The 11292-nt window shown below is 44.7% G+C and carries 10 protein-coding genes; 6 read left to right on the plus strand and 4 right to left on the minus strand.

Annotation, left to right across the window (positions count from 1 at the left end; all coding sequences use genetic code 11):
* Window positions 1-2: 2 nt before the first annotated feature.
* Window positions 3-1586 (minus strand): DUF2079 domain-containing protein, encoded by a 1584-nt coding sequence (locus tag QUA36_RS07695; protein WP_333456534.1) that lies wholly within the window; start codon window positions 1584-1586, stop codon window positions 3-5.
* Window positions 1587-1713: 127 nt separating this feature from the next.
* Between QUA36_RS07695 and dxr the strand changes: the two genes are divergently transcribed.
* Window positions 1714-2904 carry a 1-deoxy-D-xylulose-5-phosphate reductoisomerase gene (gene dxr / locus QUA36_RS07700; RefSeq protein WP_333456536.1) on the plus strand — a complete coding sequence of 397 codons (1191 nt, stop codon included), beginning with the start codon at window positions 1714-1716 and terminating at the stop codon, window positions 2902-2904.
* 229 nt (window positions 2905-3133) lie between these two features.
* On the opposite strand, the gene QUA36_RS07705 is transcribed toward dxr, so the two are convergent.
* On the minus strand, window positions 3134-3646 hold the full coding sequence (locus QUA36_RS07705) for a phosphoribosyltransferase family protein (protein ID WP_333456539.1): 513 nt from the start codon (window positions 3644-3646) through the stop codon (window positions 3134-3136).
* A 54-nt stretch (window positions 3647-3700) separates the two neighbouring features.
* Between QUA36_RS07705 and QUA36_RS07710 the strand changes: the two genes are divergently transcribed.
* The gene (locus tag QUA36_RS07710) at window positions 3701-4450 is read left to right on the plus strand and encodes a pentapeptide repeat-containing protein (RefSeq protein WP_333157978.1); all 750 of its coding nucleotides are present in this window, start codon (window positions 3701-3703) and stop codon (window positions 4448-4450) included.
* A 148-nt stretch (window positions 4451-4598) separates the two neighbouring features.
* On the opposite strand, the gene QUA36_RS07715 is transcribed toward QUA36_RS07710, so the two are convergent.
* Together QUA36_RS07715 and QUA36_RS07720 are read right to left on the minus strand one after the other, a co-directional pair.
* Entirely contained in the window at window positions 4599-4802 is a 204-nt protein-coding gene (locus QUA36_RS07715; protein ID WP_333157977.1) for a hypothetical protein, read from the minus strand.
* Between the two features lie 706 nt (window positions 4803-5508).
* Window positions 5509-5706, minus strand: a complete 198-nt coding sequence (locus QUA36_RS07720; protein ID WP_333157976.1) for a hypothetical protein — start codon at window positions 5704-5706, stop codon at window positions 5509-5511.
* Window positions 5707-7501: 1795 nt separating this feature from the next.
* Between QUA36_RS07720 and QUA36_RS07725 the strand changes: the two genes are divergently transcribed.
* From QUA36_RS07725 to QUA36_RS07740, 4 genes are all read left to right on the plus strand, one after another.
* Entirely contained in the window at window positions 7502-7687 is a 186-nt protein-coding gene (locus tag QUA36_RS07725; RefSeq protein ID WP_333456541.1) for a hypothetical protein, read from the plus strand.
* Window positions 7688-8578: 891 nt separating this feature from the next.
* Window positions 8579-8785, plus strand: coding sequence for a hypothetical protein (locus tag QUA36_RS07730; RefSeq protein WP_333456543.1), 207 nt, complete (start codon window positions 8579-8581; stop codon window positions 8783-8785).
* Window positions 8786-9040: 255 nt separating this feature from the next.
* Entirely contained in the window at window positions 9041-9907 is an 867-nt protein-coding gene (locus QUA36_RS07735; RefSeq protein WP_333456545.1) for a calcium-binding protein, read from the plus strand.
* 278 nt (window positions 9908-10185) lie between these two features.
* Window positions 10186-11292: tetratricopeptide repeat protein (locus QUA36_RS07740; protein ID WP_333456547.1), on the plus strand; the 1107-nt coding region annotated here is incomplete at its 3' end.

Consider the following 11292-nt stretch of genomic DNA (forward strand, 5'->3'; position numbering starts at 1 on the left):
GTTTAATCAGCGATTCGTTTAAATAGCAGAACTTGGTTTTTTTGATAATTTAAGTGAAAATCTGGAGATTTTTTAAGTTGAGTTGCTAAGGTATCACCAAGTTTTTCAGTATCAGGCCAGGGATGGCGTAGGTTTAATAATATGTATTGAAATTCAGCTAAATTTGTTTGGGGCGAAATTTGTGAAAGCAATTTTACTATTGGGCGATGGGCAAAGTGAGGGGCAAGTCTATTATCGGTTAAAATACTGCTTTGAGGTTGAACTTGTGCGACTGCTTCGCGTGTAGCTTGCCAGGTATCTAGTCTATTTAGGTACAAATAAAAATCTTTATATTCGCCCACACATAGGAAAATTAGTAATGACCAAATTATCATGATCCTCGGTAATTGAATTCCCTGCCAAAGTTGAGGAATTCGGAAGTTTTTAACTTGTGGCAGATTGACCCATGTTAAAAAATGTTGCTTATTTGCTTTTTCCTCTTCCTTGTTGCCTTTTATTTCTTCCCTGTTCCTTGTTTCTTCCTTCGAGATTACTGCTAAAAATAAAAATGGAATTACAGGGACTGAATACTGATAGGCTAAGCTGCGTTGAAATGACAAGTCAGAGAGGATATTGATCAGCAGGGTAGGGATGGCAGGAATTAGCGCTGTTAAATATTGTAGGCGTAGTTTTCCCGAAAATGGCAATAGCAGCCAAATCACAGGTAAGGCGAGGAGAAATAAATATTTGAATGTATCGAATGAAAGAATTTTTCCTAATACTAACTGTGGTTTTAATATGAGATTGATGATAATTTCTAGTACGGATTTGCCTAAATAGCTGTAGCGCCCGACTCCAGCGACTTCGCTGCCGCTAAAGAAGGGGATGATTTTCTGGGAAGCTATCAAAAACCAAGCTGCACCCAGCAAAAGTGCGATCGCCCCGTACCGTTGCTTTTTTTCGCAAAAAAACAGCCAGAAACCCATGGCAGCAACGGTTATAGACAAAACCGCTTTGCAACTGAGAACTAACAGAATAGCGGTACAAAACCACACAATTTTATTTAAACGCGCCGCCAAAATTGCGGCCAAAAGTGCGGGTAAAGCGATTACTTCCGGGTGAAAATCAAATAAATTGATGTTAAATACCACCGGATAGAGCAAATAAATCAATGCGATCGCACGGGATTGTTCTTGATTTAAACCTGCAAAACGCGCTAAACTCCACGTAGGCCAAGCGCCCAGGGATAAAGCAACTGCTTGTACCAACAGCAACCAATGCACATCCGGGTAAATTTTGTACAGCCAAGCTAGTGGATAATAGATTACCGCTGCGTGATCGCCCAAAATATGAATCCCCATTAAAGAAGAAAAAGGCGTTTGATTTTGGCTGATTAAGTAAATTGCTTGGTCAAAAATTCCCAAATCGAAAGCAGTTGATTGGAATAAAGCGTGCCGTAAACTGCTACACAAAAAGAAAATTGCCGCAGCAGTAGCGATCGCCCAAACCAAACTCGACGGTAGCTGCGATCGACCTTCCTCTCTATTTTCGGCGATCGAGACACTGATGTCCTCACGGTCATCAGCAAAATTTTCCCTATTCTGCATGAAATCTGGCACTAGGTGGTCACTCAAAATATGATTCCATCGAATGTGCTTTCCACGCAATAGTTAACCACTAATTTTTATCCCCGCAATCGTAATATTAGAATAATCCACAAAACATTAAAAAATTGTGAAAGCAATAACTCTTCTCGGCTCCACAGGCTCCATCGGCACTCAGACTCTGGATATTGTAGCTCAATACCCCGATCAATTTCGGATTGTCGGGTTAACCGCCGGACGAAATGTAACGTTGCTGGCCCAGCAAATTCGCCAGTTTAGACCGGAAATTGTCGCGGTTTGCGACGAAGATAAATTACAGGAATTGAAGGAGGCGATCGCAGATATCGACCCTCAACCTATTTTACTTGCTGGCGAGTCAGGCGTTGTCGAAGTTGCCCAATACGGTGACGCTCAAGCCGTCGTCACGGGCATAGTTGGCTGTGCCGGTTTGCTGCCAACAATTGCAGCTATCAAAGCAGGCAAAGATATCGCCTTAGCCAATAAAGAAACATTAATCGCAGGGGGCCCGGTTGTCAACCCCTTAATCGAAAAATATGGCGTTAAAATATTGCCCGCTGACTCGGAACATTCAGCAATTTTTCAGTGCCTGCAAGGTGTTATGGTTGGCGGGTTGCGACGAATTATTCTCACTGCTTCGGGCGGGTCTTTTCGAGATTTGCCGATCGACAAATTAGCAGGAGTAACAGTTGCCGATGCTTTAAAACATCCAAATTGGTCGATGGGGCAGAAAATCACGATCGATTCTGCTACTTTGATGAATAAAGGATTAGAAGTAATTGAGGCTCATTACTTGTTCGGGATGGATTATGACGACATTGATATTGTCATCCATCCTCAGAGCATAATCCACTCATTAATTGAGCTACAAGATACATCGGTTTTGGCGCAATTGGGATGGCCGGATATGCGATTGCCGCTGCTTTACGCTTTGTCTTGGCCGGATCGAATTCATACAGATTGGGAACGGCTGGATTTGGTAAAAGCTGGGGATTTGACTTTCCGAGAACCCGACCACGAAAAGTATCCTTGTATGCAGTTGGCTTATGCGGCGGGACGTGCGGGCGGTTCGATGCCTGCAGTGCTGAATGCGGCAAACGAACAGGCAGTAGCGCTATTTTTGCAGGAGAAGATTCAGTTTTTGGATATTCCAAAGTTGATTGAAAAGGCGTGCGACAAACATCAAGCCGATAACTGTGAAAGCCCTGCTTTAGACGATATTTTGGCGGCGGATAGGTGGGCGCGGCAGGAAGTTTTGGCAGATAGTATGGAATTGGGCGATCGTATTCTTTCTGTTCGCTAATTGTATCAGCAGACTTGCACTTAATCACAAGCCCGCCGGGGAATTAATTCCTCGTCTCATAGCTAAAGTTGGTTGAAACCGACTGCCCAACCTTGATAAATATCCAGTCCTCTTTCCGAGGACTTTAGCTATGAGACAGGGGTTTTTAACCCCTGGCGGACTATGCCAAAAAGTGCAAAAGATCGGGAGAACACTATAAAAAATTGACCAGACTTTAGTTTTTTATAGACTAACTCCCAACTTTCGCAGCCAAATCAGCCGCACTCATCTTTTCGTACATTTCAAAAGGTTGGTGAATCCAAGGATTGTCAGCCAAATAATCTACATAATAATCCGGCTTTGCAACAGAACAAGCCTTGTACCAGATTACAGCAGTCCGAATTTCCTGAATATCCTCGCCGTAGCGACTCTTCAGCCAAGCGATACCTTGTTCTAAACTAATTCCCGAATCCACCAAATCGTCAACCAGGAGAATGCGGCTGCCCAAATTATCGCCCACCATTGTCAAATCGCGGGCAAACTCGATCGCACCCCGGACATTTCCCTCGGCCCCACCATAGGACGAGGCCGCTAAAACTGCCAGAGGTTTGTCGAAAATCCGTGACAGAGTATCTCCAACCCGCAGCCCTCCTCTCGCCAGACAGACAATTCGATCGAATTTCCACTGAGATTCCTCAATTTTTACAGCCAAATCCTCAATTTTCCGATGGTAATCAGCCCAAGAAATGTAAAGGTCGCTCATGCCTAATATTATGGAAATATCAAAGGTATTATTAATTATTTTGGGGAAAATGACATGGATGCAGATGAACTTCTCAGACGGTATGCAGCCGGAGAACGGGTTTTTCACAAAGTAGACCTGAGCGGTGTCCATATGTCAAGGACAAATTTGCGCGATATTGACCTGAGTCACGCTAATTTAAAAGGTGCAAATTCGATCGGTCTCACCCTCTACAGAGCTAATCTGTATCAAGCAGATATCAGTCAAGCCAACCTCTCCCAAGGCAACCTCATGTCCGCTAATTTTGGCGAATGCGAGGCGGTGGGAGCGAACTTGAGCGGCGCCATCTTGCGGAGTGTCGTCTTCAGTGGAGCCGATTTAACGGGGGCGAGTCTCAGGGGTGCAGACATGAGAGATGCAAATCTTCAGGGGGCAATTTTGATTCAAGTTTATGCAGTTAACGCTAACTTCCAAGGTGCAAACTTGACAGAAGTAAAGCTTTGCGGAATCAACCTGAGCAAAGCAAATTTAACGGATGCGAACTTAACACAAGCTGACCTCAGCCGTGCTAACCTAACTCAAGCAAATCTGAGTTGGGCTAATTTGACGGAAGCAAATCTGGAAAAAGCTGATTTGAAGGGAGCCGATTTGAGCGGAGCTAACTTGAGCTGTGCAAATCTCCATCAAGCAGATTTGAGCGGAGTTTCCCTTAAGGGAGCAAATCTCCGGGGAGCAAACTTGCATCAAGCTTCTTTGCGCGGGACAAATTTGGATGAAGCGAATCTGAGAGAGGCCATGATGCCTGACGGCACAATCTCTGACTAAATAAGCTGAGAAAATAGAAGTTAAAACCGCAGGGTGCTTCTGGCGCACCCTACATTTAGGCTAATGCCTGATTTTTTTAAGGGGATTTAATTCTGCCTTCAAGTGACAGTGCATTTAAAGAGTAGTGGCAAAAAATTTAGAACCGAGTTTAATCTACAACTTTCAGCCAGCCCCGGCGAACGGCGTGGAGCAAGCGGTTGATGGCTGTTTGATCTTCTTCGGTAAGACAGTCATTTAACAGGGCTGCTTTGAGCTGTTGTCGGTGAGTGGGAGTCAGCAGACCGGAGTGATATACCTGAAAGACTAGCTCTGCAATCGTAAATTGAGGTAAAAGCGTTTGGGTGGTGATCATGTGTTTTGTTTTTGAACTCACTCTTGACAGTATTGACTGATTTTCCCAATTTTTATGTGATTCAACTACGGGAGTAAATGTGATCGATTGGCTCTTGATGAGTGATTTGTGTCAGCGGGACATGGGGAGCGGATATTTCCTCGATAGCTCTGCTACTTGAAATACAAACCCCGCCCCGATTCCTAGCTTCTGGTAACTCCCACATCTCTACTTTTGGTTAAGAAACGGTGACAAATAAATTAAGATTTATCTATTAAGAGATTACTAATGACTGCTAGCGAAAGCGCTAGGCTTAATTCAGAGTAAAACATTTAGCCTGTTTAGAAACCCGCTTTTACCTACATTTACCTAGTTTCTTGGTGTGGTCTCTGTTCCGTGGATATACTTAATAACGCCCCAAAAAACCGATACAAGTTTCCGACAGGAGCGGCCATCCCCCCCAATTTTAGGCTCTAGTTCAAGCTCCCAGATTCATCTGTGAAGTTCATCTAAAATCTAAAATCTAAAATCTAAAATCTAAAATCGACTGGCTGCTTCAAATCAAAAATCCCGGCTTCTTCAAGAAACCGGGTCGAGCTTTTCGATCGCACTACAATTTTTTTTTGAGAGGGTTAATGGAGCGACCTACTCACTTCAATCTTATTGTTGGCAAAGCTTGACAGGAGAGAAAGTAGAAATACTCATCTCAACTTTGTGTGTGAGGGGACTAATCGGAAATCCTGACCCATCCCCGGCGGATGGCGTGCAGCAGGCGGTTGACTGCATCTCTGGCGTCTTCGCTGAGAGCGCTTTGGCAGAGTTCGCCCAATCCGTGGCTTTGAGTGCGAGTCAGATTGCCGGAATTGGTGACTTGATAGAACAGTTCAGCGATCGCCCGATCAGATTTTAAAGTCAGAGCTTGCATGAAATCTCGTTGAACTCGACTATTATAATATCGAGCATTTGACAAAAGAGTAGGGTGATTGCAGTCGGCTAAGCTGTGTGATCGTTCTTGGCTCCGTTTGTGACCTAAGTCTGCCAGTATACGTGAGTTAAATCACAGAAAACCCAAGACCTCGATCGCATAAGCTATGATTGGGGTAGTAGCCTCAAGGTTTGACAAAACCTCGAAAAGCCATGAACGCAAGGCTTTGAGTTCCCAATACCGCCGCGCAGGGTGAGTACGTCCGCTCCACCTGGCAGGCTATGGACTTGGATAGCTGTGAAACTTTGGGTTTTAGACACTTGCAGCTTGCAGCTCAGCGCATAAAGTTGCGATCGGCGAGCCACGGCCTGAGATACAATAATTATAAATACTTCTATCCCATCTATAGGCAGGCAGGTAAAAAAATGATAATGATTAGCTACTTTTCGATTGCCTTAATCGTTTTTCTTGTTTGGTTCAAAAGTTTTTTGAATGATACTGCGACATCTAAAAAAGACGTGATATCTTGGATAGCCTTAATAATCGGGCCTCTGTTTTGGCCTGTTGTTCTGCCCCTATCCCTTTTGCAAATTACCAGCAAAAAGTCTGTTGTAAAAACTGCTCAATGCGAGCAAGAATTATAATAAATTGTGGAAGCAACTAGCTTCAACAAAGTCGCTTATCTCGTCCTAAATTATTCTGCGTGCATCGCTCCTGGCAGCGAGTAATTTATCTTGTTTCATATTTGATAGTAAAAAAAATGCAGCGAGAAGGTAGAATCCCCTAAAAATTCTGAATTCTAAAACAGTATTTTTTTACCGCTATCAAATTCTGCCTTCTGCTTTTTGAACCCGCCCAAAAACGGATACAATTTTCCGGCAGGAGTTGCCAGTAGCCCAAAATTTTAGGCTTTTGTTCAAGCTCTTAGATTCATCTGTCAAATAAATCTCAAATCTCAAATCGTTCAACTAAGCGAGATTGACTCAGCGCTCGCCAAAGGTCTCACGCCGAAGTATCCAATCGACTGATGCCTAATTTTCTGTCACATTGTGAATTAATGGTGCGGCTCAGTCAATCGATTTTAGATTAAAGATTTTAGATTAAAGAATTGAAGCATTGATCCCACGGAGAAATTCGGGGGGCAAGTTTCATCGGATACAGGTTTTTTATTTCGGGACAGATGATTCCGGGGGCTTGTATCCTGGATACTTTCGGTCAAAATTGTTCATGCAAAACTGTCAGACCGAAACTGTCGGACAGCGACCACAACATTTTTTTACTCAAAAATTATCTGCCACCTCAACCAAGCTCAAAATTAATATGTAATGTAACATGGCCTGTTGTTTGCAAAAATATAACTTCAGACATATTTCCGCCTGCCGCTGACCAACTTAAGAATTTTTATACTTCCGGCTGCTACCTACCATTAATCGAATGTGGGAAAATCCTGGCTAGGTGTTGAAAAACAGCTAGGCTCTTTGCTCTGTAACCTTTCCCAGCTCTCTTTATTCAAATCGTAGCAGCTCTAAACAGTAAATTGTAGAGTTCGCTGGCAGCCAAAAGGCCTAACTCTTACCGCAGTTAGATAGACAACTCAAGGCAAAGACTCCAATATGAAATAGGCAACAAAAACTGTTTCAAATCTCAAGTACGACTTATTTTTGGCGATCGGGCATCAGGAGTTTATAACGGGAGCCAGCTAAATTTTTAGACGTGCGAGATGTTTGGGAACTTCTAAAAAAAACTGCCGTCACGGTATCCAAATTCGTTATTTGCATAAAAAGTAGGAGTCAAAATGAACCAAGTATCTGAGAAACCAATTTATAGAGTTCTTCATCTCTTGTCGCTGCTAGCGCTGGCATACTATGGAGCTACTTCCATCAATTATATTTTCGAGAGTGACTCTCACGTTCACATCTACAAGTACGACAGCCAGAGCAATTCCAACGCGTTACCAGCGCAACTTGAAGCACACCGCTAGAAATAAATAGTAGAGATTTTCTCTGAATGAATGCCGAACAAAATTTCGGGTAATTTGCTAATCGTTAATGATCAGCTCGAAGTTAACAACAATTAGTAAAAAAGTCTTTGCTAAAAACTTAATATTTTCACCCACAGATATTAGCCATCGAAAGTACCGCAAAAATTAACTATTTAATTTCTTCTCAAAAGAGACCAGAGTGATGAAAGGATAGCCAAGCATTTTCATCAGTAAGAGCCTTAATAGCTTTAGTAATCGCTTCATCAAGAACATTTGAAGGTGGATATGCTTCAGAAGGCAAAATTGCTTTGATTTTTGCCCACTACAGCTCGATGGGAGATAAATCCGGCGAGTATCGAGGTAAGAATTTTACATTGGGTTCGATAGATGCCATCAAAAAATTGACGGCTTCAGCATTCATGATAAACAGGTAAATTATTCATAACTACAATTGGGCTAACCCATAACTGGGGCAGGAGTCGCCAGCATCTCCAAATTTTATATCCTAGTCCCAGTTCCCAGATTCATCTTTGGACTAAATCTAAAATCTAGTGACAGTACCGTCACAACTTTACCGACTCACCGTTCATCCCAACTTCACCAAAAGACGAGCGCTGCATTGTCTGATTGTCCGGGTGGATGCGGATCATGGTTGAAATGAAGGATTGTGGTTGAAAAACTGGGTTTTTTAGCCAAAATCCTGCGTTGAGCGTGAGTGATTTGGCTGGAAACATCAAGGTGATGAGACTCAAAAGTCCGTCCGGGACTGTGTTGGGACGCACTTTTGATTAAATACGGCCTCCAGTGTGCGCCGGCTTGCTTTCAAAGTCAGTTAAAAAATTTTGATTCCTGGGGAACTATTGGCGAAAATCAAAAGTCTGGTCAACTACAGTGTACTTAAAAGAACTCGCAGCTCAGTTCCAGCCCCATTGCGGGCGATCGAACTCTCCGGCGATCGACAGTGCTAAGGACCCGGTGCAAGTTCTCAATCTTGAGAGCATACTCCCATTAAAAATGGTCTCTGTGTATCTTCCGGCTATTGTTTTAATAATGACTAGCCACACCGACGGTCATTATGGTAAACTCGCAAACGTTTAAGTGGAATATTTTCGTGTTAGAGGAGGCAGTGGTGGAGTCGAGAGTCAAAAGCAGGAAACAACCGAGATTTGCTGCTCAACGAATACAGGATTCAACTCGCGCTCCCAGGCTCGCTGCTGACAATTTAAATTACATGACAGCTTATAGCAGCCGGGTAAATTAGGGTCTCAACCGATGTCCGGTTTCATTTATTGAATCCCTTTGGAGGGAAAAGTGTATTGTAGAAAAATGATTGATCTTTTAGGAGGAGTGTAAATGACACAGGTAACTAATCCAACACAGCCAGCAAGTTCATTACCAGGTGGTGGTGGTGGCGGTGGCTCAACCGTTATCGGCATCAACGGCGCCAACAGGTTGAACGGCAGCGAAAATAACGATATTATCCTGACTTTTGGGGGCGCAGATGTCGTAGCCGGTGGCGGTGGCGACGACCTGATTATTACCGGAGGCGGAAATGACACTGTCGGCGGCGGTGACGGCAACGATAATATCTTTGCAGGCAGCGGCGCGGATGTGGTCGCTGGTGGCACAGGCGACGACCGGATCTTTGCTGGTAAAGGGGATGACCTCGTAGACGGCGGTGATGGCAATGACTTGGTTTCTGGCGACAACGGCAACGACACCGTACTCGGCGGATCGGGCAGCGATACAGTCTTTGGTGGCCGAGGCAACGATATTGTCAGCGGTGGCGACGGCAACGACCTCCTCTACGGCGGTAAAGACAACGATACTGTCAATGGTGGCGCTGGCAATGACAGTATCTTTGGCGACAGAGGCGACGATGTCCTGACCGGCGGTGCTGGCAGCGATACGTTCTACTTCTTCGCGAGTGCTGGTGGCGAGTTCGGCGTAGATACGATCACTGACTTTACCCCAGGCGAAGATAAGATCAGCTTGAAACAGGGCGGTGTGTTCTCTGCTTTGGGTAGCGGCATCGAGGCCAGCGAGTTTGTCGTCATTTCTGGTTTCAACGCAACCACCGCAGGAGCAACCGCGACGAACAAGTTGGTCTACGACCCATCAAACGGTGCGTTGTACTTCAACGGCAGCAACGGAGTGCTAACTATTGCTCAGTTGCAGCCTGGCCTGACAATTACCTCGAACAACTTCGAGTTGTTCTAAAACAACTGGCTGTTGTGGGGCGGCACCGGATAAGATTCGGGGCTGTTCTCACAAAGCCGGTAGTTTTAAAGGATTTCAACCTCACTCTGCCACAAGCGGGGTGAGGTTGAAATATTCAATGCAGGAACTAAAGCAGGGGCAGTTACAAAAAAGTTGATCGACAGTTATTGATAAAATTAATCGATCGCCCGATCGGGCAAAATATAAATACAAAGTTTTTAAATTAGAATTTCTAAGTTTTACTGAAGCGGTAAAGAAACCGCAACTGCTGGCTAGCAATGAGCACTGAAGAATATATCCGGCAAGCCCAAATTTATTTGAACCGGGGGAAGTTAACTGAGGCGATCGAGTTTTGCAAAAAGGCGATCGAACTTCAACCGTTTTCGCCCTCGGCTTACACGACTTTAGGCGAAATTCTCGAAGCTCAAGGCGATCCGACGGCGGCAAGAGACGCTTTTGTGCAAGCTTTGGAGATTTCGCCGCAGTTTTTTCTGGCTCATGCTTATTTGGGCCAACTTTACAACGACTATTCGTGGCTGGATGAAGCGGTTTTTCACTACCGACAAGCTCTGGATTTGAAACCAGATTGGGCGGAAGTTCATTATAACTTGGGAAATGTTTTTCACAAGCAGGGTAATTTGTTGGGGGCGATCGAGTGTTACCGAAAGGCGATCGCCCAAAAACCGGATTATCTCGATGCTTTATACAATCTGGCTGTGGTTTTAGATGAAAATAGTCAGCTCGAAGAGGCAATGGATACCTACCGGCAGGCCATCGCCGTGGCGCCGGATTACGTGGAAGCTTACAGCAATTTGGGTGTGATTTTGCTAAAGGACGATCGGGCTGCTGAGGCGATCGAGGTTTACCAGCGGGCGATGGAGATTAAGCCGGATTGGGCGACGCTGCACAATAATTTGGGTCAAGCCTTGCTGGACAAAAATCCCGATCGGGCGATCGCATCTTACCTCACCGCTATTGAGTTGGAGCCGGACATGGTTTTGGCTCATTACAATCTAGGGAAAGCGTGGCAATTACAGGGGGAACATTCGGCTGCGGTTGCTTGTTTCGATCGCGCGATCGAGATCAATTCCGACTATATTTCGGGCTATACAGACGCTGGGTTTTCTTTGATGGTTTTGGGCAAAATTGCTGAAGCCATGCCTTATTTTGAGCGGGCAATAGCTCTGAAGCCTGATTTTGTTGAAGCTTACTGCCGCTTAGGGGACAGGCGCAGAGTTGCGGCGGTAGAAGATGATGAATTGTCCAGGGCGATCGCTGCGTGCGATCGATTTCTCACAGCACTAATTGGAAGGAAGAAGGAAGAAGGAAGAGGGAAGAAGGAAGAAGGAAGAGGGAAGAAGGAAGAAGGAAGAGGGAAGAAGGAA

It is taken from the genome of Microcoleus sp. Pol10D4, from assembly GCF_036701555.1.
Taxonomy (GTDB): Bacteria; Cyanobacteriota; Cyanobacteriia; order Cyanobacteriales; family Microcoleaceae; genus Microcoleus.

What these genes read in the sequence shown, in the direction of transcription:
- QUA36_RS07720 (WP_333157976.1), bottom strand. Translation starts at nt 5,706, where the DNA reads ATGCAAGCTCTGACTTTAAAATCTGATCGGGCGATCGCTGAACTGTTC.
- QUA36_RS07705 (WP_333456539.1), bottom strand. Translation starts at nt 3,646, where the DNA reads ATGAGCGACCTTTACATTTCTTGGGCTGATTACCATCGGAAAATTGAG.
- QUA36_RS07715 (WP_333157977.1), bottom strand. Translation starts at nt 4,802, where the DNA reads ATGATCACCACCCAAACGCTTTTACCTCAATTTACGATTGCAGAGCTA.
- QUA36_RS07735 (WP_333456545.1), top strand. Translation starts at nt 9,041, where the DNA reads ATGACACAGGTAACTAATCCAACACAGCCAGCAAGTTCATTACCAGGT.
- QUA36_RS07725 (WP_333456541.1), top strand. Translation starts at nt 7,502, where the DNA reads ATGAACCAAGTATCTGAGAAACCAATTTATAGAGTTCTTCATCTCTTG.
- QUA36_RS07695 (WP_333456534.1), bottom strand. Translation starts at nt 1,586, where the DNA reads ATGCAGAATAGGGAAAATTTTGCTGATGACCGTGAGGACATCAGTGTC.
- QUA36_RS07710 (WP_333157978.1), top strand. Translation starts at nt 3,701, where the DNA reads ATGGATGCAGATGAACTTCTCAGACGGTATGCAGCCGGAGAACGGGTT.